Source organism: uncultured Bradyrhizobium sp. (assembly GCF_947648125.1).
GTDB lineage: Bacteria > Pseudomonadota > Alphaproteobacteria > Rhizobiales > Xanthobacteraceae > Bradyrhizobium.
This window is the reverse complement of record NZ_CANSMR010000019.1, coordinates 77,045-100,155: the sequence shown is the minus strand read 5'-3', so window position 1 is coordinate 100,155 and position 23,111 is coordinate 77,045. Positions and strand designations below refer to the sequence as shown.

The 23,111-nt window shown below is 60.4% G+C and carries 21 protein-coding genes and 2 pseudogenes; 9 read left to right on the top strand and 14 right to left on the bottom strand.

From position 1 onward, the window contains the following. Positions 1-86 precede the first annotated feature (86 nt). Positions 87-440 (bottom strand): response regulator, encoded by a 354-nt coding sequence (locus tag Q0030_RS28265; protein WP_298374539.1) that lies wholly within the window; start codon positions 438-440, stop codon positions 87-89. 183 nt (positions 441-623) lie between these two features. Beyond that, positions 624-1,022 carry a hypothetical protein gene (locus Q0030_RS28260; protein ID WP_298374538.1) on the bottom strand — a complete coding sequence of 133 codons (399 nt, stop codon included), beginning with the start codon at positions 1,020-1,022 and terminating at the stop codon, positions 624-626. 35 nt (positions 1,023-1,057) lie between these two features. Here Q0030_RS28260 and Q0030_RS28255 point away from each other — a divergent pair, with 35 nt between their 5' ends. Beyond that, positions 1,058-2,167 carry a biotin/lipoyl-binding protein gene (locus Q0030_RS28255; protein WP_298374535.1) on the top strand — a complete coding sequence of 370 codons (1,110 nt, stop codon included), beginning with the start codon at positions 1,058-1,060 and terminating at the stop codon, positions 2,165-2,167. A 658-nt stretch (positions 2,168-2,825) separates the two neighbouring features. Here the strand turns inward: Q0030_RS28255 and Q0030_RS28250 are convergent. Continuing rightward, positions 2,826-3,008 carry a hypothetical protein gene (locus Q0030_RS28250; protein ID WP_298374532.1) on the bottom strand — a complete coding sequence of 61 codons (183 nt, stop codon included), beginning with the start codon at positions 3,006-3,008 and terminating at the stop codon, positions 2,826-2,828. Positions 3,009-3,831: 823 nt separating this feature from the next. Here Q0030_RS28250 and Q0030_RS28245 point away from each other — a divergent pair. The 4 genes and pseudogenes from Q0030_RS28245 to Q0030_RS28230 all read left to right on the top strand — a co-directional run bounded on the left by Q0030_RS28245 (position 3,832) and on the right by Q0030_RS28230 (position 6,327). After that, positions 3,832-4,476 carry a response regulator gene (locus tag Q0030_RS28245; RefSeq protein WP_298374690.1) on the top strand — a complete coding sequence of 215 codons (645 nt, stop codon included), beginning with the start codon at positions 3,832-3,834 and terminating at the stop codon, positions 4,474-4,476. A 137-nt stretch (positions 4,477-4,613) separates the two neighbouring features. After that, a complete protein-coding gene (locus tag Q0030_RS28240; protein ID WP_298374530.1) occupies positions 4,614-5,126 on the top strand; it encodes a helix-turn-helix domain-containing protein in 513 nt (170 codons plus the stop codon). An 82-nt stretch (positions 5,127-5,208) separates the two neighbouring features. Next, a pseudogene (locus tag Q0030_RS28235) lies at positions 5,209-5,406 on the top strand (phenol degradation protein meta); the annotation flags it as partial. 96 nt (positions 5,407-5,502) lie between these two features. Next, entirely contained in the window at positions 5,503-6,327 is an 825-nt protein-coding gene (locus Q0030_RS28230; RefSeq protein ID WP_298374527.1) for an LssY C-terminal domain-containing protein, read from the top strand. Here Q0030_RS28230 and Q0030_RS28225 read toward each other — a convergent pair. Continuing rightward, positions 6,324-7,625 (bottom strand): TAXI family TRAP transporter solute-binding subunit, encoded by a 1,302-nt coding sequence (locus Q0030_RS28225; protein WP_298374524.1) that lies wholly within the window; start codon positions 7,623-7,625, stop codon positions 6,324-6,326. The genes Q0030_RS28230 and Q0030_RS28225 overlap by 4 nt on opposite strands. Positions 7,626-8,237: 612 nt before the next feature. Here Q0030_RS28225 and Q0030_RS28220 point away from each other — a divergent pair. Next, positions 8,238-8,672, top strand: coding sequence for a DUF2721 domain-containing protein (locus Q0030_RS28220; protein ID WP_298374522.1), 435 nt, complete (start codon positions 8,238-8,240; stop codon positions 8,670-8,672). Positions 8,673-9,361: 689 nt separating this feature from the next. Continuing rightward, entirely contained in the window at positions 9,362-10,621 is a 1,260-nt protein-coding gene (locus Q0030_RS28215; RefSeq protein ID WP_298374520.1) for an ATP-binding protein, read from the top strand. Between the two features lie 741 nt (positions 10,622-11,362). Here Q0030_RS28215 and Q0030_RS28210 read toward each other — a convergent pair. The 8 genes and pseudogenes from Q0030_RS28210 to Q0030_RS28175 all read right to left on the bottom strand — a co-directional run. Next, positions 11,363-11,476, bottom strand: a pseudogene (locus tag Q0030_RS28210) (aldehyde dehydrogenase family protein); the annotation flags it as partial. 250 nt (positions 11,477-11,726) lie between these two features. Continuing rightward, complete coding sequence (locus Q0030_RS28205; RefSeq protein WP_298374517.1) at positions 11,727-12,149, bottom strand: hypothetical protein; 423 nt, start codon at positions 12,147-12,149, stop codon at positions 11,727-11,729. A gap of 28 nt (positions 12,150-12,177) precedes the next feature. Beyond that, complete coding sequence (locus Q0030_RS28200) at positions 12,178-13,110, bottom strand: DUF2950 domain-containing protein (protein ID WP_298374515.1); 933 nt, start codon at positions 13,108-13,110, stop codon at positions 12,178-12,180. Continuing rightward, entirely contained in the window at positions 13,107-14,798 is a 1,692-nt protein-coding gene (locus Q0030_RS28195; protein WP_298374513.1) for a DUF3300 domain-containing protein, read from the bottom strand. The genes Q0030_RS28200 and Q0030_RS28195 overlap by 4 nt, the downstream gene beginning before the upstream one ends. Before the next feature lie 87 nt (positions 14,799-14,885). Then, positions 14,886-16,184 carry a TAXI family TRAP transporter solute-binding subunit gene (locus Q0030_RS28190; RefSeq protein WP_298374512.1) on the bottom strand — a complete coding sequence of 433 codons (1,299 nt, stop codon included), beginning with the start codon at positions 16,182-16,184 and terminating at the stop codon, positions 14,886-14,888. A gap of 121 nt (positions 16,185-16,305) precedes the next feature. Beyond that, on the bottom strand, positions 16,306-16,719 hold the full coding sequence (locus Q0030_RS28185) for a hypothetical protein (RefSeq protein WP_298374507.1): 414 nt from the start codon (positions 16,717-16,719) through the stop codon (positions 16,306-16,308). A gap of 24 nt (positions 16,720-16,743) precedes the next feature. Beyond that, a complete protein-coding gene (locus Q0030_RS28180) occupies positions 16,744-17,976 on the bottom strand; it encodes a biotin/lipoyl-binding protein (RefSeq protein ID WP_298374505.1) in 1,233 nt (410 codons plus the stop codon). After that, positions 17,969-18,412 carry a hypothetical protein gene (locus Q0030_RS28175; protein WP_298374503.1) on the bottom strand — a complete coding sequence of 148 codons (444 nt, stop codon included), beginning with the start codon at positions 18,410-18,412 and terminating at the stop codon, positions 17,969-17,971. Before Q0030_RS28175 ends, Q0030_RS28180 begins: the two co-directional genes overlap by 8 nt. Before the next feature lie 155 nt (positions 18,413-18,567). Between Q0030_RS28175 and Q0030_RS28170 the strand changes: the two genes are divergently transcribed. Both Q0030_RS28170 and ppk2 read left to right on the top strand, forming a co-directional pair. Continuing rightward, positions 18,568-19,020 carry a hypothetical protein gene (locus Q0030_RS28170; protein ID WP_298374500.1) on the top strand — a complete coding sequence of 151 codons (453 nt, stop codon included), beginning with the start codon at positions 18,568-18,570 and terminating at the stop codon, positions 19,018-19,020. A gap of 25 nt (positions 19,021-19,045) precedes the next feature. Beyond that, a complete protein-coding gene (gene ppk2, locus Q0030_RS28165) occupies positions 19,046-19,846 on the top strand; it encodes a polyphosphate kinase 2 (RefSeq protein ID WP_298374497.1) in 801 nt (266 codons plus the stop codon). Positions 19,847-19,888: 42 nt separating this feature from the next. On the opposite strand, the gene Q0030_RS28160 is transcribed toward ppk2, so the two are convergent. Beyond that, complete coding sequence (locus tag Q0030_RS28160; protein ID WP_298374494.1) at positions 19,889-20,323, bottom strand: hypothetical protein; 435 nt, start codon at positions 20,321-20,323, stop codon at positions 19,889-19,891. A 35-nt stretch (positions 20,324-20,358) separates the two neighbouring features. After that, entirely contained in the window at positions 20,359-23,109 is a 2,751-nt protein-coding gene (locus Q0030_RS28155) for a decarboxylase (RefSeq protein ID WP_298374491.1), read from the bottom strand. Positions 23,110-23,111: the final 2 nt, after the last annotated feature.

Below are 23,111 nucleotides of genomic sequence, written 5' to 3'. Positions count from 1 at the left end.
CGAGTTACCCGGCTTGCGGGAGAGCAAATATTGACATCAACTTCGGCTACAATTTTCGGCGATCGTGAAGATTGGCTATGCGTTCCTCAGGGAATCCTGCTGATGGCATCGATGAGAAGTTTTGCCAGAAACGGCTTCCTCAAATAGGCGACGCAACCGGCGTCAAACGCCTCCTGCCGGGTGACCTCATTATCGATGGCCGTCATCACAATCACCGGTAACTCGCTCCCCGATGAGGTCAATCGCCGTTGCAGGTCGATGCCTGAAATTCCGCCAAGGTGAATATCGAGGAGAAGACAGTCAGCTTCGCACTCGGCAAAGGATTCCAAAAACGACTCCGCCGATGCAAACGTCCGGACCCGGAAGCCGTGGGCCAACAAAAGCCGGTTCAGACCCTGCAGCATGCCGGGATTATCATCGACGACAGCTATGGTGCGCATAGCGAAGCCATCATTGGCCGTTTCCAGATCTTATGTCAAAAAAGGGCAATCGCCAATTTGCTCGTCGCGATCAAGATCGGCGCGCGGTGTGCAAACAGTCATTCTGCTCCGGCGCCACTTTGTTGCTATGCAAAATCCGGCCGGAGTACAGGTTCGCCCGGCCCGAGCATAAGCCATTAGGTTTTAGTGCTTCATTTCAATCCCCAGCTTCGCCTGCATGTCCTTGAACACGACGGCAATCGGCTCGATGACCAGTTGGTCCGGGTTCGCCTTGCAGTACACGATTACCCCATGCTCCGCTTCCTTGCCTTTTTTCACATCCAGATAGTGCATTCGGGCAAGTCCATTGTACCAGCCACTGTACCTCGTCGCCAGCATGCCGGCGTCGCCCTGCCACGTCCCCTTGTTACGAATCCAGCTCGTCCCATCGAAGGACGTCACACTTGGCGACAACCATGGAAAGGTCATGCCGTGCCGACTATGCAAAATCCGCCGGACGGTGAAATTAAAGCGGAAAGGTCCAATCGAATGGATCTTTGCTGTGCCGATTTTGCATAGCGCGTGATGGCCACCTACCTGCAATTGGAGATTTCGCTTCCGAACGGAGAGGCTCCGTCGTGGTTATCATCCTGTGCCTTTACGTTGCTGCGTTGTGGGCAGTATTTTTGAAATTCCGACTTGTGCGCTGGGGCTGGCTGTCAGGAACCGTTTCGGTGCTTGTCGGCAGCCTCATCCTCGCGACATTCCTTGCGTTGTTCAATTACCTGACGCCGTCAGGCAAGGTGACGGTCGCCGGCCGGGTGGTCGAAGTGACGCCGAATGTGACCGGCGAGGTGATTGCCATTCCGGTAAAGCCGAACGTGCCCGTGAAGTTGGGCGAAGTGCTGTTTCAGATCGATCCGGCGCCATTTCAATACAAGGTAGCGCAGTTGCAAGCATCGCTTGCTGCGGCAAGGCAGCAGACCGAGATTCTGAAATCGAACTACCAGCAGGCCACAGCGAATGTTGTTGGTCTGACCTCGCAGGTCGCGTTCAACGCGAAACGTCTGGCGGATATTCAGACGCTTGTGGCTGACGATGCCAACTCACAATTCCAGGGGCAGGACCGCCAAAATCAATATGAGACGTCGCTGGCGCAACTCAACGTGGCAAAAGCCGCGCAACAGAGCGCCAAACTCGCGCTTGATTCCGAAATCGGCGGCATCAACACGTCGGTCGCCCAGATTCAAGCGCAGCTGGAGAACGCGAACTGGGAGTTAGCACAGACGACCGTTCGCGCAGTCGCCGATGGTTACGTCACCGCTGTCGCATTGACGGTGGGCGATCGCGCCTTGCAAGCCCGCTCCACAATGTCGTTTATCGTCGAGAATGAGATTGCAATTGTCGGAATGTTTTCGCAGAACGGATTCCAGACGATCAAGATTGGCACTCCCGTTGATGTTGTGTTCAACAACGCCCCGGGGCTGATCTATCACGCAACGATTTCGGGCATTCCAAAGGGAGTCGGGCAAGGACAGATCGCGGTCTCGGGAACACTGGCGCGCACCACCGCGCTCGGCGGCGCATCCGTGTTTCCGGCGGAAATTTCTGTTCCGGCTGAGATGAGCCGTGACTCGCTGCGGCTTGGAATGTCCGGGACCGCCACGGCATTTGCCGGAAATGCAGGAGTTATCGGCCTGCTCTCTTGCATTCTCGTTTGGGTCAGTGCCTACACCGCCTACCTGTAGGCGACGTCGACATTGCACTGAGATCCCCAAAAATCCAGCGCGTCCCGGCATCAGGGTCGATACGGGTAGTAACCGCAGGCTGGACGCGCCGAGACTTTCTTGCTCACTGTCCGCTTTTGCATAGTCGACGCCACGAGGCTCCTGATAATCATGTCAAGCCTGATCAGTACAATGTCGGGCGACAGCATGGATAGCGCCGGAGAAGAAAATGTCACCGATTATTCGTGTCATCGCTTTAAGTCTCACCGTATTTCTTGGTCTCGTCAGCTTTGGTGGCGGTCGGAGTGAAGCGTACTATAGAGCAGGCGCCGCGGGATGCGGGCCAAGAGGTTGCGCTGCAGCTCGTTGCGGGCCACGGGGATGTGCAGCGGTTGGAGTTGGCCGGTATGGATACCGCAGAGGGGCCGTTGGAGTGCGTCGATACTGACAGGACGGTCGGGGATATCTATCATGCGAGACACGGCCGCGTGTTATGCCTCCAAGCTCCCTCACGAAGTGGCAGAGGCGGCGCTGGTCCGTATGATCGAACCCTTCGGTCTTCTTCTCTACGGCGCGCTGTCGCTGTGTCTGGCCAGAAGCAGGAGCACCTAGTGTGAATTCCCAAGAGGAGTTGGCGGGTTGCCTGCTGCAATTGATAGACGCTCTGGCGCGTCCGCTTTCAATCGTGCGAGATGGCAACAAACGGCTCGTCGCCAACGCGCTGGAACACAATGTCGAGCGCGATAAGGACGGGATAAGGGCGGCAATCCGCGGCCCAGCGCGCTCCAATGGTACCCGGGGAGTTCGCCTGCGGTAGCAGCCACGTCGAGCTTTCAAATTGCGGCGCGGTCTGTTTTTGCATAGCGCGATGCAACGCCGCGTCACGAAATTGTGGAAGTTGCGCCAGGCATGTAACAGGTGCGCGACCGCCAGCACCGATGGCGGCGTTTCAGTTGAGATACCCTCCCAGCCTCAGGAGCTTTGGAAGCGCTAAATGGCATGTTGCTGTTTGGCCCGACGACGGCGTTCTTGTTCCCCATGTTCAGCGAACTTTGGGATATCGGAAGCGGAGAGCGGTTGTCCCAGTCGTAGATTGAATCGTGCTGGACTGAGAATCGCGCGTGCTGTCCCCCATGGGCGATCAAGGTCGGCGCTCCCGTCGATATCGTTTTCGACAATGCGCCAGGCCGCATCTACTGCGCAAAGATCACCGAAATCCCAGAAAGGCGTCGGCTAGGGGCAGATTGCCACGTCCGGAGCGCTCACGCTCACCAACGCGCTCGGCGGGACAACAGTATTTCCAGCAACGATCTCGATCCCGCAGGAGATGAGCCGCGACTCGCTGCGACTGGGAATATCTGGAAATGCCATGGCATTTGCCGCGAACGCTGGCGTCATCGACCCGGTGACATCAATTCTGGAATGGTCAGCTCCTACACGGCGTACCTGTAGCCAGCCTCGCCCGCTTGGCACAAACTGCATATTCCAGCAGTCAGGCACAGGCTTGTATATTCCATACATGTACACTCCGCGTTGACTGCCCGGGGGGCACCCACTTATTCTCGCGGTTCCGGTTATTTCTTGCTGCGGTGCTTAGTTGAGCCTTGGTCTGCCCGCAGCAAATCGTTTCCGGAGATCTTTCGGGACTTTGCCGACGAGCCACGACGAGGGCGAGAGATTTGGGAATAGCGGGCGCGCCTATAGTTCATATCGTAGACGATGACGCATCGTTTCGCAGCGCGATTTCCCGGGTGCTGAAAGCTTCAGGCTATGCCGTTGCCGACTACGATTCGGCAGCGAGCTTTTTAGAGGCCACCGACGCGGAGCCGGGCTGCCTTCTCCTCGACGTGCAGATGCCGGCACTCAACGGTCTGGAGCTTCAGCAGGAGCTGGCAAAACTGTCGCATCACTGGCCGATTATCTTTATGACCGGTCACGGCGACATTCCCACGAGCGTTCGCGCCATCAAGGCCGGCGCAGAGGACTTTCTCTCCAAGCCGATCCTCAAGCAGACGCTGCTGGAAGCAATCGAGCGCGCGCTGTCACGCTTAAGGGAGGTCCAACGGAATCAGGGTCGGCTCGATGCGCTGAGGGCGCTGATTGCGCAACTAACTCCTCGCGAGAACGAAGTGTTCGCGCTGATGGTCCGGGGCAAGATGAACAAGCAGATTGCCTATTCGCTGGGGACCTCAGAGCGAACCATCAAATATCATCGACAGATGATCATGCAAAAGCTTCAGGTCGGCTCGTTTGCGGAGGCAGTCTCTGTGGCGGAGCGCACCGGGATGCTGACGCCTGAGCCCTCGCTTGACGTCAAGGGCGCTTCATAACCATCGCCGGGTGAGTGCCTAGGGCCGCTCGACGAGGCACCGTTTGCCCACAGGTACAGTAGCGCGCCCCCGCGGCTTGATGCTGTGTTGCCCACAGGTCCAGCGCTTTTACCGCGATCGTAAAGTCGGGGGCACTAATGACTATCCGTTATTGGTCAGAAGACTTTTCAGACGTTTCCTACCAATCAACCAGCAGAACCTGGCGCAGTCTCGTCGACCGGGCCGAGGCGATCGCTCTCGCAGAGCCCGACTCGCCGCTGCACATTTCGGCTCTCTGCGACGCTCTTGCCGTCAGCGAGCGCACGCTGCGCAAGGCATTTCGTACCGTTCACGGCGCCCCCCCGTGCCGCCATCTTCGTATGCAGCGGCTGTCGCAGGCCAGGCGCGCGCTTCTGTCCGCCGACGGTAATCTTGCAACGGTAACCGAGATCGCCACCCTTTTCGGCTTTGTGGAATTGGGCCGATTCTCGGTCGAGTATCGCAAGGTGTATGGCGAAAGTCCTTCGAAAACCCTGCAGCGGAGTCCCACAGGTCAGGCCCATGCCGACAGCCGCGAGCAGCCTTCAGCGAGGTCCGGAATAATACAATTCCAGCGTGATCTTGCTGACACAGATGAGAACGAAATTCAGAACCGGGCCGAATTTGCATAGCATTGGCCCGAAATGAGACGTCCGATCGTTGCGCTGATCCACGCCGCCGTTGAGGGGACAGGCAGATGACCCGCAATAGCCGCGCGTGCTCTGCATCGGCCCTCAGGTTGGCTTCCTGTTTCCCGTCGGCGACATGTAGGGATACCTCAACCCGAAAGCCTATGGCGAGTTCGAAGCGCAGAACCGGCCATCCGGCTTGAACGCCTGGATAACGTTCGCGGTCCGGCCGATGCCGCCCACCGGCACGGTCACGCCGACGCGGCGGATCGTGACGAAGTAAGCGGCTTATCCGGAGCTGGGTCGGGTCACCCGGCCGCAGTATGCGGCTCGCAGATATTGCGTCCATTTGCCACGATCAAATTTCGAAGGCGGCACCATGAATGTCGATCCAGGAGGACTCAGACGGCGCTATTGGCTATTCCCAGCAGCGGTGATCGCTTGTTACGTCACGATCAGCTACCTGATTCTGCCTGCGACATGGTCGCGGATCGAACACGAGCCCGGACTCTCACATCGGCCGATGCTGACTGCGACGGCGCAGGGGATTCCAGGCGGTCCCATCAACGTCGGCCTCGTTGGAAGCCGTGAAGACGTCGTTTCTGCATTTCATGCCGCCGGCTGGTATCCCGCAGACCCGATTACGTTACGGACGAGCGCAGAAATCGTGGGCAGCGTATTGTTTGATCGGCCTTACAAGGACGCGCCTGTTAGTCCGCTCTTCTTCGAAGGGCGGCGCGAGGACCTGGCGTTTGAAAAACCGGACGGGGTGAGCGCCGACCGCCGGCAACACGTCCGGCTGTGGTTGATGCTTGCCAACGGGGCCGACGCACGTCCCGTCTGGCTTGGATCTGCTACTTTCGATGAGGGAGTGACACTGAGCCGCGACACCGGTCAGGTGACGCACAAGATCGCACCAAACATTGATGAAGAGCGCGACCAATTGGTTGACGGACTGAACCAGGCACAGACGGTCACAAGCATTTATCAAATGAGAGGGATCGGTCCCACGCTCAATGGACGGAATGGCGAGGGAGACCTCTATTATACGGATGGAGAGATATGGGTGGCCAGGCTTGTTCTTCGAGGCGACAAGGCGGACAAGGTTGCCACGGCGCTGCCGCCGCCGGCGTTGATTCAGATAAAAGATGCCGTGTTTTCCTGGGCGTCTCCGGGCCACACTGACCGCTCCGGTGCGCCCTAATTGACCTCCGCAACCCGCTTGGTCGTCGGTGTCGTTCGAAGCAGCGTGCGGCGGTGGCTCATCAGATATTGCAACCTTTGAGCCGCAAGACCAAGCGCGGCCATATCAGTGCTGTCGGCACCATCACTATTCGCGTTCCTGGCAAGCTCCGCTTTCAGAATGTCATCAATCTTCCTTTCGATTTCATCCAGCTCGGCCTCACTCTTCGCGCCCTTGATCTCATTGCCGAGCTCGTAGAGCGGTTCGAGCATGCTTTGCGATACGATACCCGAGCCGGCAAAACGCCACGCCGCGACAACGACTGAGATCAGCGATCCGATCAGCAATGACGTGTAGTAGAGCTTGTCATCGTATTTATCGAGAAAACTCTGCTGATTTCCGTTGTAGTAGGTAGCCGCTCCTGGATGGATCGGAATCAGCGCGTCGGTATCGGTGCTCGGCTCGGCGGCTTGCGCCAGTATCGGATATTGCGACAACAAATCCCTGCGAACGTCGACCAGCTCCTGCGTCAGGTCGGTGATAGTGTCGGCACTCACCGATTTGTTGGCGACAAGGTAGAATGCAACTCGTAGCGACGTCAGATCGTCCGAAGGAACGGGCGGCGCACCTCGCAACGTACCCTTTGGAATATCGTAGCTTTCGTAATATTGCGCAACGTTTCCTACAGCGCCGGCCGAGTCGATCTCGATCAGCTTTGGAGCCGATCCCTTGGCGCCATTTGGCTGGAAAAACTGCCGGACTTTTGCGAGATACTTCTCGGTGAGAGGAACAACGACAAGGAGCGCGTGAACCTGTCCCGACAACAGCGCGGAAGCTCCCTCCCTTATAGCTACGTCCTTGAAACGGACATTGGCGCGATCGAACAGATAGACTTGCTTCAAGGCTTCGACCGCGGGCTGGTTGATGGCCCCTCCAACGACGCCAATCGTGGTGTTTCGCAGGTCAGCGAGACGATCGGCGCTCGCCGACGAAGGCGCCATGATCAAAACCACACCGTGGGTCAGAAGAAGCACGCTCCGCGCATCCGACAGTCCGCCAGTATCGCCACGAACCACGGCGAGGTGAGCTTTGCCTCCAGCCAGCATTTCGGCCGCCTTCGCGGACGTCCCTGCATCGACGACCTTCAAGCGAACGTGCGCGCCCGATGTCGTCAGGCGCGCAGCGATCGCTGAGGTGAGCACAAGCGCTTCACCGTCGGCCGACCCAACGGCGACGGTGAGGAACACCGGGTTTGCGAAATAGCGATACGCGAACCAGCCGGAGCCGATGACGGCGGCGGCTACGACCCCGACGATCATGATCCTGAGCCATCGCGGCCATAGATGGACTGGAAGGCTCGTCATGACGTTCCTGACATGATCAATCGCTTTTTCCGGACCCTACCCGGTTCACCGCGAAGGTGAACCGCGCCGACGAACCACGTCTATTACGAACCCGCAGGATTGCCTGGCTATGCAAAATCCGGCGCCGAGGCGGGAAATATTTGCATTCATTCCAGGGGTCTTGCGAACCGGGCCTCTCGAAGTTGAGCGGACGTACTCGCGTTGTCTGATTTTGCATAGTCGTTCGCGCTGGGCAGGCTTAACTTGGCAAGCTGAACTTCGTACGTGGCGCACGGGCGTTCACGTTCGGATTGAAGAAGGAAGGGATCGGAAAGTGGACGAAACTCGATCTGCTTCGTTCCACCGCAGCTACTACTGTCAGGGAGAGGTTCAAATGAAACCTGCCGTTGTCATCGCTGCGGCCCTCTTGCTGCTGCTTCTGCTCGCCCCCGCTCGTGTCTAAGCCTTTTTACCCGACCTGGCCTTGCCGCAGTATGAACGCACCCCCACGTCCAGATCCCGGGCAATGCCGGACAGCAGCGCGCACCCCCGACGTAGCGAGACAGTGTAACGCATAGGCTCAGCTCGATGTTGCCAGATACCCCAACGGTCAGTCAGCTCTCGCATGTGATTTCGCAGGCGGCGGCGCCGGCGTTTCTTCTCGGTGCATTGGCGGCCTTCATCGCGGTGCTGATATCCCGATTAAACAGGATCATCGATAGAGCAATCTTCCTGAACGGGATCCCCGACGAAGACACGGTCAGAAGCCGGCTCAAAGCCGACCTGCCACGTCTTGTTCAACGCGCCGTCATGATGAACAGGGCCATCTTCTGGGCGGTCATCGGCAGTATCTCAATAAGTATTCTCATCATCGTGGCGTTCGTGACCGCGTTCTTTGACGTTCAACACGAGCGCGGGGTTGCTATCCTGTTCATTGTCTCGCTCGGCGCTTTCACGGTATCGCTGGTTGATTTTGCCCGAGAGGTCCGCATTGCGCTAAGCGAGTACGATCATTACGGCTAGCGCATCCGATCGGTTACCGAGCCCATTGGCTCATCTGGAGGCATGTGAGCAAGCTGACATAACTCGGCGTACCTCCAACGCTTTCATCCGCGGTGCAGCTTGCCCTATTTGACGCCGGGAATTTGGACCACTGGCTTGCGAGCTGCTGCCGCGCTTTCTGTTCATCGCTTATGCAACGCTTTATGGGTTGATCGACAGTAAGCCCGGCTGTAGCGGCAACATCGAGCTTGCAACTCCGCGCGACATCGAACCTCGGCACATTGTCGGCCACGGCCACGACCAATTGCGAGCTCACAATAATCATCGAAAATGAGATGGGCATCCGTCCCTCGCGATTATCACAGCGGCTAACAGGTCCTCAAACGAGTGCTCAAACGCTCGTCCCAATCAATTTGTACTTAAGCTGGGCCGCTTTCGTCTATGCAAAATCCGACAACAGGACCTCGTTTCCGGTCCTGGTAGAACGCTAGGCCACTCTGCTCGGCGTATCCGACCCCACGCAGCCGATTTCGCATAGTCTGCCGCGTCCGCTTTGATAACCTTGTGCTTCAGGATCAGCGCCCCCGGGACGAGCGCCGTGCCTAAGCCGTCTCCGGATGCGTCTGTGAAATTGCCGGGTTTGAGCACCGCGCGCGAAGACAAATTGCTGCTGTGCGACGCGACCGGTAACAGCCGGCAGGAGGCATACGTTGTCCAAGAATCCGAATAGCGGTGCGGCTGCGGTGAAGTCGTCGTCTGTCGTGCTGTTTCCTCAGCAACCCGTTCTGCAACTGATTTACGACACGGCGCCTATCGGCCTCGCTTGCCTTTCACCCGACTGCCGTTATCTGCAAATCAACCAGCGCCTCACCGAGATATGCGGCATCTCTATCGAGGATCATCTGGGGCGCTCGGTTAGGGATTGCGTGCCGGCTTTGGCCGAGGCAGTCGAGGGCATTGTCGGCTCAATCATGCAAACTGGCGAACCGGTGATAGGTATCGAGGTTGCGGGCCAGCGCGCCGACCAGGCCGACGAGCGGTTTTGGATCACCTATTGGCATCCGCTGCGCAGCCCGAGTGGTGAAATTGTTGCCGTCAACGTCGCGGCCGAGGAGATCACCGAGCGCAAGCGTGCCGAGGCCGTGCTGCGCGCGACCCAAAACAGCCTTGTTGAAGCAGAGAAACTCGCGGCACTCGGACGGCTGGTGGCCGGTGTTGCGCATGAAATCAACAATCCTGTTGGCACGAGTCTGACCGTCGCCTCTACCTTAGAACGCAAGATCGCCTCGATCGCGGCAGAACTTGCGCAGGACCGTCTCAGGCGATCAAATCTGAAGGAATTTCTCGAGATCAGTCGCGAGGCGTCATCGCAATTGGTTGCCAATCTGCAGCACGCAGCCGAACTGATCGAGTCGTTCAAGCAGGTGGCAACCGACCGGAGCTACTCGAATCGACGCGTATTCGACCTTGGCCATCTGACCGAACAACTCGCGATAAGCCTCCGGTCAGGGTTTGGGAAACGTAATCTGATCCTGAACGTCGATTGCCAACCCAATCTTACGATGGACAGCTATCCCGGACCGTACGGACAGGCGCTCACCAACCTTTTTCTCAACGCAACTGCCCATGCATTTCCTGAGGGCAAGGGTGGCACCGTCGACGTCAAGGTAACGGCATCGGAAAATGACTGCGTCGAAATTGTCTTTTCCGACAATGGCTGCGGCATGAGCCTTGATGTCAAGCGCAAGGCGTTCGATCCGTTCTTCACGACGCGCCGCGATCAAGGCAACACCGGCCTCGGTCTCCACATCGTCCACACCGTCGTTACGAATTGCCTGGGCGGCAGGCTGCATCTCGATAGCGAACCCGGCGGTGGAACAAGGATTCAACTCGTCCTTCCGCGGGTGGCGCCAGCTCAGCTTGGGCCGGACGGCCGCCAAGCCCACACGTCGATCGATCCGCGCGCATGATGCGCCTCCTGAGGCAGGACGAGTTTGGCCTGATGCGGCGATAAGGTGGCACTTTGCCGATGGCGATGCGTCGCCGGCGAGCCTCCCGCTCGCCGGCGAAGACAAGCTGGTCGCTTAGTTACTCACCCGACTTCGCGCGCCGGTATTTCCTATAATTTCCGTCTCCGTAAGCGTACGTCAGACCATCTGCGGAACACGAAAATTCAGTCTTCGTTTCCGTATTGCGAATGTGCGAGCCATCCGTGTCAAAAGCGTACGGCCGCAAGCCTTGCCAAGGCACCTTGCGGGACACGGACAGACCTGCGTCCGTCTGTGTGTATGCTTCGTATTCGTCGTACCCGTATGCGAATGAGCTTTGATCGAGCGTATATCGCCCAAAGGCGGTCGTGCTCGTCTCTTTTGACGGTTGCGTCCGGTCATTGAATATCCAGACGATAACGCCGTCCATGAGCACATATCGGCCACTCACCTGCGGCGGCCTAAAGACTTCACCATCTCTCTTAAACTCTTCGAGCGTGTATACGCCTTCGAAGCATCTCGCGTCTTGTCTATTTGGTTGAGCGTTTAGTGGCGTCGCTGCAAAGAGAATTGTTATAATGGTTGCCTCAAGGAAAATAGCGTAAGCAGGATTTTGACTAGCCATGGTCGGCCCCAATGGTTGCCTGAGACCATCTCATCCTGACGTAAAGGGGGTGGCCAAGCAATTCCAGGCACGCTGGTGCCGTACCCGGCAGCGTCTTCGACTTCGACGCATAGATATTCGAGCTTGACGTAATCATCGGCTCCATATTTCGAGCCCCCACGTCCCATACCCGACTGCTTCACGCCACCAAAGGGGGCGACTTCTCATGCGATTCTTCACCCCCAGTATAGCGCTCGAACAGGTTCAACACCGGACATGCAACCATCTCAAATTGCTATTTCAGCTGGTCGCCTAGGCATGGCCAGTACTGCTCGCCATCCAACCGCTACCGGTACCTCGAGTTCTTCAATGCGGACGCCGAAGAAGACGAGGTAGAGATCGTTCCGAATTTTGCGTTCGACTTCGAGCGGCTTGAGATGCTCGCCAAGTGTTCTCGGTCTCGGCGCCCATTCGCGCTCAAGTTCACCGCAGCGAAATCGTTAGCCCGCCCAGATTTGCCGCAAATTCCAGGCCTGCTTTCGGCCCCTTGAGCATCAGCAGAACACCGCGCTCATTTCGCATACTCACGCCGCCCACGCCGGCCGCCCATGCGCCGCCTCCCCCGACCAGCGTATAGCTGCCGGCGAAATCGTTGACTTCCCTAATGCCTGAGGCAGTGCCTTCCAGCCAGGTCACCGACGCGCCCGCGCTCATGCCGAGGCTGAAGCCGGACACGATGAACGGATAGTGCCGCCCACGGTAGATGAGCGTGCCGCTCCCACCGCCACCACCCACGACGAGAGCCGCCTTCACGAACTTGACCTGGACATGGCCGGTCGCTTGCGCGGAGCATGGCGTGACCGCCAGGATCATCGCCACAAGCGCCAGTATGATGGGACGGATCATGCATCGCATCGCTGCAGCCCCTTGTAGCTCACGGATTTGAAAGGTCGACTTTCTTCCAGGTGTGATCCGGATCGAAAACGATCATGCGCTTGGCGAGGAACTCGGTGCGTGAACCGAGATCCTTTTGGTAGACAGTGCCCGCGTGGTTGACCAGGAAGGTCATGACGCCGGAATTGCCGTACTCCGCGGGCCAGGCGACCAGTGCGAATCCACCGATCATCTTGCCCTTCACGACATAGTTCAGCGCGCCGCCCGGAGCATCGGAGCCCTGCGCCTTCAGGATGCGATAGTAGTATCCGTGGTAGGGCTCGGCCTCCTCGCCGGCCTTGTAGCCTTCCGCCGCGGCGTGGGCCGCCAGTTCGCCGAGCGGGCTCGGGTCCTTGTCGTCGCGCCAGAACAACCCGTCGGTCTTGCCCGGCCTGCTGACGATGCGTTGGGCGTAGGTACCCACCCCCTCGCCGCGATCCTTCTCGGCATATTCATTCTGCGCGTCGACATACGCAAGACAGGTCTGGATCGCGGCAAGCTCGTTGCGGCCGATCCTGCGATAGAGGATTTCGCGACGTCCCGCCGCCGCATCGAAACTCCAGCCGTCATTGTTGTTGACGAGGGGAATCGGAAACGGGAAATCATCCGGGCCCAGAATCAAGGTGGCCTTCTTGTTGCCGTCGGCCTTGATCGAATGCCTGGCGTCGTAGGCCGAAAGGAAGCGCTCTCGCGCATTGGCGTCGGCGACATCGTCGCCGGACTCGATGATATCGGCCGCATCGCGGCCCAGCACCTTCAGCATGGCCCGGCTCGTACCGGCCTTGACGGCGGTCGCCAGGGCGGCCGCCGCATCTTCCGGATTCGGGAAGCCCTGCTGGGCGCGAACGGGAGAGAGTAGCAAGGCGAATGCTGCCGCCGCCGCGATGCCGATCCAAGCGAGGCGATCCAATCGCAAGTACGAAGTGCCTGTCATCGTGAAGCCTCCGACGGGGATGGAATCTTCGCACCGGCGGCAAGCCAGTCGTGGTAGCTGCGGAACTTGAGACCGAGCTTGTCGTAATAGACCCTGAGATAGCCGTCGGCGCCGCGTGTCACCGCCGCCGGCGTCACTTGCTCGACCTCCTGCGCCATCACGCCGACATAGGCTTTGTCGCTGCCGAGATAGCTGAAGCGGTAATAGCCGAGGCCGTTGGCGAGATATCCGAGCAGTTCGATATCGTGCTTGAGCGCAATATCGGAACGCCGTCCGCCGCCACCGCCGCCGCGGAAGCCACCACCTCCTCCGCCGCCTCGGAAGCCGCCACCTCCGCCGCCACCACCACGGCCGGCGAAACTCGCGCCGCCACCGCGCGGCATGCTGGCCATGCTCGATCGCCCGCGCGCCGATGCCGCCGCGGCTGCCCGTCCGGACGACACGTTCATGGCACCGCCGCGACTGCCGCCACCGCGATTAGCCGCAGCGGCGCGGTTACCGGCACTGCCACGGTTGGCGGCCTTTGCGCGATCGCCGCCGCCCTTGGCCTTGTTGCCGGCACCGGCGCGGTCGCCACCTTTGGCACGATCGCCCGCACCGGCGCGGTCGCCACCTCTGGCGCGATCTCCTCCACGATCTCCAGCGCGATCACCCGCACGGTCTCCGGCGCGATCGCCGCCGCGGTCTCCTGCCCGGTCTCCTCGATCTGCGCCACCCGGGCGATCGCCACCCGGGTTGAGAACCTGCTGACCATCGCGGCCGCGATAGTTCATCCGGTCGCTGACGCCGGCACGATTGTTGTTGCCGCCGAAGCGCTGCTGGACGCTGCTGTTGTTGTAGCGAACGCCCCCGCGATGCGCGGAATTGTGCTGCCAGCCGTTCGCAATATTGTTGGTTCTGTTGAACTGGTTCACATAGACGTTGCGATTGCCCCAGTTGCAGCCGCCGCCCCAATAATTGCCCCAGCGCCCGATCGCCCATCCGGCACCGAAGGCAAGACCCGCCGCGACCACGCCCGCACCGATATAGGACGGATAGCCGAAATAATACGGCGGGTACGCAGCATAGGGCCACGCCCCGTAGACCGTGGCCGGATCGTAGTAGGGAACGTAGATCGTGTTCGGATCGGTCTGCTCGATGACAATGACCTGCTTGTTCTCCTGGGTCTGGACGCTGACCTTCTGCTGCTTGGTCGTCACCAGCTTGTTGTTCGCCTGCGCCTTGCTGCGCAGCCGCTGGATCGCGTCCATGACGTCGGCCTGTTGGGCCAGCACGGCGTCGCCCAGATTCTTTGTCCAATCGATCTTGTCGCTCATCATCGACAGCACGTCAGCGGTGCTTGCGAGTGCCTTCACGCTGTCATCCCAGGCCTGCTTGTCGACCTCGGCCTTGAGCGCGTCCCCTTTCAGGCTCTTGCGCTCTTTCAGCCAGCGATCGGCCTGGACGACCTCGAGCGGATAGGTCGAAGCCGCCAGCACATTGGCCAGCAGCGAGTCCGGATAAAGGGCAATCGGCGCCACCAGGGCTTCCAGTTGCTCTGGCTTCAGGAGTTGATCGGCCGGCTGCGCTGCTGCCGCAGCTGGCTGGCTGGCCTGGGCCGGCGGCTTGTCGGCAGTCTGCGCCAATGCGGCAACGGGCGTTACCGACATCAGCGCAATCGCAAACAGGGTCTTGCCCCAACGGAACATGGCCACCTCCATTGACACGACGGTCGACAGAATCGGCCACGGGCCACGTCCGGCCTTTGATCGAGATCAAGGAAAGCGCCGGTTCGCTCAGCTTCCGACCTGGTCCGCTTGCCGCGACGCAAGATGGGCACGGCGATCATGGATCAGGCTTTCGAGCCGGTGGGCCGCAACGTTCACCGCGGTGACGGCGCGCTCGCTCTTGTCGTCCCCGACCGGCTCGCTGCGCTGTGTCCGCAGCACCTGGTCGATTTCGCGCTCGATCTCTTCCAGCTCAGGCACATGCTCGGCCGCCCGGATCCGAGGTCCCAGCGCATAAAGCATGTCGAGCGCCTCCTGGCGGCTCGGTGTCTCGGCCTGCCGGAGAAATTTCCAGGCGGCGGCAAGTACCGATGCAAGGCCCCCCGCGATCATCGGCGCCAGGAAAATCGCATTTCCCCATTGATCAAGAAAGCTCTCCCGGGTCCCCTCGTAGAACGCGGCCGCGCCCGGATGTACGGGAATGTAGGCATCTGCATCGGTGTCGGGCGTCACGATCTGCGCCAGCCCGGGCAATTCGGCGAGCAGATCGTGCCGTGCGGTCATGATCGACTGGGTCAGGTCGCCGATCAGGTCGTTGCCAAGCTTCTTCTGCGCCACCAGGTAGAATGAGGTCCGCAGCGTCGTCAGGTCGTCGGGGGGAATTGGCGGCGAGCCCCGCAATGTTCCCTTGGGCACGTCAAAGCTTTCGTAGGCTCGCTCCTTCTCAGCAATCGCGCCCGCGGACTCGATGGCAATCATCACGGGGCCGGTTCGCGATGTGTGCGGGAGAGCGCCCCGCAGAAGGGACAGATATTTCTCGGTCAGGGGAATCACGAGCAGGATGGCGCGGACTTCCTTGGTTTCCAGCGCCCGGCGCGCGTCCGAGGGCAGAAGCGACTTGAACGTCACGCCTGCGCGCGCAAGATCGTACTCGTCCGACAACACCTTGATCAGCTTCTGATTGGTGTCGAACCCGATCACGCCGAGCGTGGTGCGCTTCAACTCCGTCACGTCAGATATCGAAGCCCCAGGCGGCGCAACGATCAGTACGGCGGCGTGGGCCAGCACGATCACGGCCTGGGCCTGCGACAGGTCGCCGACATCGCCACGCACCACCGCGAGATCGACCTTTCCGGACGCGAACGCAGCGGCAGACTCGAGCGGCCCCGTGGTCTGGACCAGGTGAAGCCGGACCGTCGTCTTCGACTCCGTGAGCTTGCCGGCGATCGCCGAAACGAGCTTGTTCGCCTCGCCATCGAGCGAACCGACAGCGACAGTGAGCGTTGTCGGCCGAAGATACCAGCGATAGGCCAACAAAGCGGCACCCCCGAGCATCAGCACGAGCCCGACGACCAGGGCGATGCGCAACGACCTTGGCAAATTGCTGGGATCCACGGCGCGCTACTCGGTCAATCCGGCGCTTGACCGGATTTTGCTTCACAACGCTCAATATATCGGGCCGCAGAAATTGGTCAAAGGCTGCATTCCGCTAGAGTTTGCAGCGATGATAGGAGACCTGCATCCCCTCGATACCCGGAAACTCGCGCGTGATGGTGTCGTCGTCGACGACCTTGAGGAAGAATTGCACGTTGGACACCATGATCCCCGAAGCGCAACTCACGATGATATTGATGTCCTTGCTGTCATCCTTGCGCGATTTGATCTTGCAATTCTCGAACTTGCCCCTCAAGCGATCGGCCTCTGCGATGAAGCCGCCGCCATAGACCCCGGAGAAATTCGTGAACGTGACCTGGTTCGCCCTGCCCTTGCGGGCGAACACCTTGCCGCATTGGTTCGCGCTCGTGGCCCAGGCGCCGGCGAGATCGAACGCGAGCGCATGATCCGGCAGTGCGAAGATCATGCCCGCCACCACGATTGCACGAAGCTTGCCGTCCGGCTTCATCTCCAGTCTCCCTGTTCGCGCCCGTCAGTGACCACTGAGCACCAGCGTCTGGATCGGCAGCAGCAGAGCCTGGATCCGCAGCAGCAGTGCATGAACGAGTGCGGTCGCGTCGACGGCGTGCAGGGCAAAACCCTTCAACACGCCGGTTTTCGGATCGGCAATCACGTCATGATTGCTGGTGTAGGCATTGACGATGCAACTGCTGCCCGGTGTCACGCCATCAAGGCCGTCCTTGTAGAGCGGCTCAAGAAACACGAGGATCGAACCCGGCTTTTGCAGGTTCTGCGGGTCGATCAATAGCTCGCTGGCCCGAAACTGGCCGGCGGCGATGAAGTCCTGGACGCTGGTGACGACCAGCGGAATGATCACCCAGGGTTTCGAAATACACGTGGCTTCCGCAACCATGCCGGGCTTCATCACCTGGGCCTCGATCTGCCCGAACCCTGCCTGCAACCTGTTGCGGCCCGCTTCGTCCGGTATCAGGACTCCGGCCGGCCGCATGATCTGAGCGACAAGGTCTCCGGGGCGAACGGCGAATTGCTCGACGCGGCCATCGACGCCTGCACGGACGAACGTCTTGTCGAGATCCACCTGCGCCTGCGCCTGCGCGGCCTCGGCGCTCGCCTTCTCCGCCGGCAGGAGCGTGGAGACGCGCAACGTCGCCGATTCCTTGACGGCGTTGGCCGCATCGACGCCGGACTGCCGCTGATCAACCAGCACCTGCAGCTTCTCGATGTCGCGTTGCGGCACAATGCCGGGATTGCGGCGCTGCAATTCGCTCTTCACATCGAGTTCGTCCTTGGCCTGCTGCAATGAGGCTTTCGCCTCCCCGATCTGGGCGTCGGCCTTGACGACATCGGCCTGCGCCGAGATCAGCGACGCATCCACCTCGGCGATCTTTCGTTTGGCGGTCTCGAGCGCAGCCTCTTGCTTCGAACTATCGAGACGGAACAGAACGTCGCCCTTCTTCACCGGCGCGGTGAAGTCGACATTGACCTCGACGACGCGGCCGGAACCTTCGGGCAGGATCGGCACGGTCCTGAAGTAGATCGCCGCGGAGGTTGTCGAGGGATGGAAGTAGAAGATCATCGTGATCAGCGAGATCGTGAGCATCAGGCAGCCGGTGATGCCCCATCTCAGTTCGTACCAGACAGAGAAGAACGTGATCTCCTTGCCAAATCGCTTGCCTTGCCGATAGCGGCGGTAGAGGTAATCCGGCAGGATCGTCACCAGCGAGCAGATCATGAGCTCAAGCATGGTTGTGCACCTCCTGCTTCGCGGGCGTGCGGACGTCGGGACTGCCGGCAGGTCCGGATTCGGCTTCCGGTTCGGCAGCGGGCGCGCCGGGCGTCGCGTCGGCGATGCGCTCGACGGAGTCTGCAATGCTGCGCATGGGCGTGCCGAAATCCGGCAGGTCGATGAGTGCCAGCAGCAGGCCGGCGACCCAGAAGATATGCATGTGGGTGAAGAGCGATATCAGGCCGAGGACGGCGACGATCTCAAACTGAAGCTTCTGGGACTTGTGCGCCATGCGCTCCGGCAGGCTGTGCAGCTTCCAGTAAAGGGTGCCAACCCATAGGACTGTAGCTACAAGGAAAATGCCCATCACCACCATCAGGGTGTCGGACCCGTCGGCGCCGGGAATGAAGAACGGCAGATGATGGGGGGCTGCCGGATGCATCTGTTCGCTCAAATTTCATCTCCCGTCCGGGCGCCTGGCGCGTCGCAGCCGTGCCTTGCACCGTGCATTTCCACCATACAGCTTGCTTGATCTGGATCAAGGAAGCCGGTTGGTTCGCTCCTACCGTTTGAGCCATGGTCGAAGCTTGGGCTTAGGAGTCCCCAGCCATGCGAGACAAAATCGATGACCTGATCCCGAATGCGCACGAGATCCAGAAGCAGGCCTCGCTCACGGAAGCGGAAAAGGCCGAGGAGCATGCCAAGCGCGCGGCGGCTGTTGAGGCCGAGAAGCGCGCCCTGATTGAGCGGTTGAGCAAGCCGTCCGGACTCAGCGAGGACGAGAAGGTCAAGCTGGCCTCGACGGTGATTCAGCGCGCGGTACGCAACGGGCTGACCGAAGTGCAGGTCTACCGCTTCCCGAACACGCTGTGCAGCGACAAGGGGCGGGCCATCAATCAGATGGAGGCGGGCTGGGAAAAGACGCTGACGGGCATTCCGAAGGAAATATACCAGCTCTGGGCAGACTACCTGCAACCGCGCGGCTACCGCATCCGATACCAGGTCATTGAATACCCTGGCGGCATGCCCGGCGACATCGGCATCGTCATTGCCTGGGGCTAACGGCTCAAACGATGGACGGGTATCAATGGCGAAGGAAAATTCCTCCGGAAAGATGAAGCGCAAGGATTATGAGGAAGAGCTGCACAAGCTGCAGATCCAGCTCTGCCAACTCCAGGAATGGGTGAAGGCGAACCGGCTCAGGGTCATCATCCTGTTCGAGGGGCGCGATGCGGCCGGCAAGGGCGGAACCATCAAGGCCCTCACCGAGAAGGTCAGCCCGCGTGTGTTTCGCGTGGTCGCCCTGCCCGCGCCGTCGGATCGTGAGAAGTCCCAGCTTTTCATCCAGCGCTACATGCGGCAATTTCCGGCCGCCGGCGAAATCGTCATCTTCGATCGCAGCTGGTACAATCGCGCAGGCGTCGAATATGTGATGGGATTCTGCACGCCGGCGGAGCACAAGCGGTTCCTCTCGCTTTGCCCGCAGATGGAGCAGTACATCATCGAGGGCGGCATCATCCTGATCAAGCTGTGGCTCGAGGTTGGGATGGATGAGCAGGAACGCCGCTTCCGGGCCCGGATCGATGATCCGCTGCGGCAGTGGAAGCTGAGCCCGATGGACACGGAATCCTACCGGCGCTGGTACGACTATTCCCGGGCGCGTGACCTGATGTTCAAGGCGACGAGCTCGAAGCATGCGCCCTGGCACGTCGTCCGTTCCGACGACAAACGGCGCGCGCGGCTGAACTGTATCTCATTCCTGCTGAAGACCATTCCGCACGGACGGGTCAAGCGCGACAAGGTCAAGCTCCCCAGGCGCTCCAACAAAGGTCGCTACAACGACCAGACCGGCCTTCGGGGAATGAAGTTCGTCGAGGAACGATACTGAAAAGCCAGGCCGCGCCGGATCCGCGGCCTGGCTCCTTCCGGCCTATTTCAGTCGGATCGTGACACCGCCCACGGCGGCCGAGACTTCGGCGCCGACCTTCGGGCCGCTGAGCTGCAGGATCACGCCATTGGCGTTCTGCAGTTGCACGCCTCCGGCGCCCGCGGCGATCGCACCTCCAGCGCCCGCGGCGCTGTACGAGCCTTCAATTGAGCCAGGCCCCCTCAGGTTGATGGCGCGCCCGACGAGCTTGGTGGTCGAGGCGCCGATCGTGAAACCGACGCTCATGCCCGACACGGTGAACGGATAATGCTTGCCTCGCAAGGTCAGTACGCCCTCGCCGCCTCCGACACCCACGATGAAACCGCCCTTGGTGAAGATGACGGCGACCGCGCCGGTTTCGGCCAGCGACGGCGTGGCGAAGCCAGCCGATCCGATTACCAGCGCGACGAGAGCTCCAAGCAAATCCAATTTCCTCATGATTTCCCCTCCAGGGATCGGTTGCGTCAACGGATTCAGGATGCAGCCTTGAGCTTCGGCGCCGACGCCTTCGGCTTGCCCATCCTGGCGAGAGCGTCGGTTGTCACGAGCTTCAGGCCTTCGGCCGCGTCATAGCCATGGATCTCCTTCACATCGAGCTTGCGCATGAAGTCGATCGTCTCCTGCGTGATGACCTGGCCAGGGACCATGATCGGGAAGCCCGGCGGATACGGGATCACGAAGCTCGCTGAGACGAGAGCCGGCCCGTTCTTCAGGCGCCGGTCGATCTCGGGATCGTTCAGGCGAATGTATTCGCATCCAGCGGCATCATAGGCTGAATAGAATCCGCTGCGGATGTCGCCCTCGTTCGTCCTGGTGCCGGCATCGCCGCGATAGGTCTCGTGGAAATGCGAAAAATTCGGCAGGTCGGGCACGTCCTTCATCAGACTGTTAACCCGTGCGTCGAAATCGACCTTGGCGTTCGCTCCGCCTTTGGCGAGGCCCCGATCGATTTCACCGGAGATTTCGGCCAGCACCCGGACCAGATGCGCGACGTCGCTCCGCGTATTGTTGATGTTGGACTGGATCAGGACCGAGTTGCGCGAGGTCTTGTTGACCTGGATGTTGTAACGGCTGGCGAGCAGGCCCTTGAACTGCGTTCCATCGTACCCGGCGGTGCCGCAGACCAGCGTCATGCGGGTTGGATCGAGGCAGAACTCGTCGTCGTTCAGGCTCTTCAGGGCGCTCGCCCAGTTGGTGCCGACCGCCAGATAGTCGGTGAACCCGCTCTGGCGATATTCCTTGGGGACCATCGCATCCGCACCCAGAACGCGGAAATACCGGGAAATCAGCGGATTGGTGTTGACCGCATTGCGGATGGCGAACGCGATTTCCATTGCATTGGCCACCAGTCCATAACCCTCGAGCTCCATCTGGCGGCGCGAGACGTCGAGGCTCGCAATCAACTGCTGGTTCGGACTGGTCGAAGCGTGCGTGAATACGGCCTCCTTGAACTGCGCTTCGACCGAGTGAAATTCGATGTCCTTGACGGCCAGCATCGAGCCCTGCCGGATCGCTGACATCGACTTGTGCGTCGAGTTGGTCTGGTAGACCCGCAACCGGATCTGACGCGGATCGGGGATGAGTCTGGTCTTGAGCAGCACCTCGTCCGACGGGTTCTTGCCGAGTTCGGCCTGCTGCTTCTCATAGGCCGCAACCGACTTCGGATCGCGCATCCAGGCTTCTATCTCGTTCGCCGCGCCCATCGCGGTTCGCCGCCTCAGGAATGGCGAGAACCGCGCGAAGCCGAACCAGGCCTCGTCCCAGAGGAAGATCAGGTCGGGCTTGATCGCGAGGCATTCCTCCATCACCCGCCGCGTGTTGTAGATGTGACCGTCGAAGGTGCAATTGGTCAGGTCGATCATCTTGACCCGGTCGAGCCGGCCATCGGCCTTCGCGTTCAGAAGCGCCTGCTTGATCGTCTTCAGGGGCACGGCGCCGTACATCGAGTATTCGGTCATCGGGAATGCCTCGACGTAGAGCGGCTGCGCGCCCGCCAGCACCATGCCGTAGTGGTGCGACTTGTGGCAGTTGCGATCGACGATCGCGATGTCGCCGGGACCCAGCAGCGCCTGCACCGCCATCTTGTTCGAGGTCGAAGTGCCGTTGGTCACGAAGTACACGCGATCGGCGCCGAGCGCGCGCGCGGCCTTCTCCTGCGCCTTCTTGATGTTGCCGGTCGGCTCCAGCATGCTGTCGAGGCCACCGGTGGTGGCGCTGCTCTCGGCAAGGAAAAGGTTCAGCCCGTAGAATTCGCCCATATCGCGGATCCAGTCCGACTTGAACACGGACTTGCCGCGCGCGATCGGCAATGCGTGGAAGGTCCCGATCGGCCGCTGCGCATATTTCTTCAGATTGTCGAAGAACGGCGTGTCGAAGCGATCCTGCACGCCTTCAAGAATGGAAAGGTGCAATTCGAGGATATCCTCGACCGAGTAGAACACCCGGCGCACCACGTCAGCCTCGGGATTGCCGGCCAACTCCTCGACGTCGCGATTGGACATCAGGTAGAGATCGAGTTCAGGCCGGATTCGCTTCAGGATATGGGCCAGCCGCAGCGCCGACGCATCGGACTCTTCGTTGAGCCCCATGGCGCCGGTCATGGCACGAAGCACCGGCGCATCGTGGTGCGAGCGCAGCCCAAAGCCTTCATTGATCACCACCGCCGCAATGTTGGGATTTAGCATTGCCGCACAGAAGGCGTCCTCGAGACTGCCCACCACCACAGGCTCATAGATGAAGGCGTCGACCGGACGCCGCAGCCTGCGCCATTCCGCCAGGAGCCCCGGCCAGTTGCTGGCCGGCACCCCGGTCACGATCAGGGTCTCGAAGTAAGGACGGCGCGCCGCCGATTGTCCGAGGGTCGGCGGGAGCAGATCGGGAACGTCGCCATTGCCCTCGTCCTGCGTGCTCCAGTCACCGGCATGCTGGCGGAAGGATTTTGTCTGAAGTGCCTGCGCGATCCGCGTCGAAAGCATATGCGAGGTGGCGGCGTCCCCCGCCGCCGCGGCTTCCTTCAGCGCCGTCATCAAGCGCAGGCCCGGGTAACCGTGAAACTCCTCCGTGACCGCAAGCGCCGACAGCGCCGCGTCATACGGCGCACGGTCGCCGCCCCTGCTCCACGCTTTTGCCGCCTCGACCAGATCTCGCCAATTGTCGGCGCGTCCGCCGGGTCCGGAGAAGAACTGGTCGATACGCTCTCGTACCGGCTTCGCGTCGTTGGCCATGA

Excerpts from the sequence above, each read along its gene's own strand:
- Q0030_RS28155 (WP_298374491.1), bottom strand. The coding sequence starts at position 23,109 with ATGGCCAACGACGCGAAGCCGGTACGAGAGCGTATCGACCAGTTCTTC.
- Q0030_RS28230 (WP_298374527.1), top strand. The coding sequence starts at position 5,503 with ATGAATGTCGATCCAGGAGGACTCAGACGGCGCTATTGGCTATTCCCA.
- Q0030_RS28160 (WP_298374494.1), bottom strand. The coding sequence starts at position 20,323 with ATGAGGAAATTGGATTTGCTTGGAGCTCTCGTCGCGCTGGTAATCGGA.
- Q0030_RS28220 (WP_298374522.1), top strand. The coding sequence starts at position 8,238 with ATGTTGCCAGATACCCCAACGGTCAGTCAGCTCTCGCATGTGATTTCG.
- Q0030_RS28225 (WP_298374524.1), bottom strand. The coding sequence starts at position 7,625 with ATGATCGTCGGGGTCGTAGCCGCCGCCGTCATCGGCTCCGGCTGGTTC.
- Q0030_RS28170 (WP_298374500.1), top strand. The coding sequence starts at position 18,568 with ATGCGAGACAAAATCGATGACCTGATCCCGAATGCGCACGAGATCCAG.
- Q0030_RS28180 (WP_298374505.1), bottom strand. The coding sequence starts at position 17,976 with ATGCTTGAGCTCATGATCTGCTCGCTGGTGACGATCCTGCCGGATTAC.
- Q0030_RS28240 (WP_298374530.1), top strand. The coding sequence starts at position 4,614 with ATGACTATCCGTTATTGGTCAGAAGACTTTTCAGACGTTTCCTACCAA.
- Q0030_RS28185 (WP_298374507.1), bottom strand. The coding sequence starts at position 16,719 with ATGAAGCCGGACGGCAAGCTTCGTGCAATCGTGGTGGCGGGCATGATC.
- Q0030_RS28250 (WP_298374532.1), bottom strand. The coding sequence starts at position 3,008 with ATGCAAAAACAGACCGCGCCGCAATTTGAAAGCTCGACGTGGCTGCTA.
- Q0030_RS28205 (WP_298374517.1), bottom strand. The coding sequence starts at position 12,149 with ATGATCCGTCCCATCATACTGGCGCTTGTGGCGATGATCCTGGCGGTC.
- Q0030_RS28265 (WP_298374539.1), bottom strand. The coding sequence starts at position 440 with ATGCGCACCATAGCTGTCGTCGATGATAATCCCGGCATGCTGCAGGGT.
- Q0030_RS28195 (WP_298374513.1), bottom strand. The coding sequence starts at position 14,798 with ATGTTCCGTTGGGGCAAGACCCTGTTTGCGATTGCGCTGATGTCGGTA.
- ppk2 (WP_298374497.1), top strand. The coding sequence starts at position 19,046 with ATGGCGAAGGAAAATTCCTCCGGAAAGATGAAGCGCAAGGATTATGAG.
- Q0030_RS28200 (WP_298374515.1), bottom strand. The coding sequence starts at position 13,110 with ATGACAGGCACTTCGTACTTGCGATTGGATCGCCTCGCTTGGATCGGC.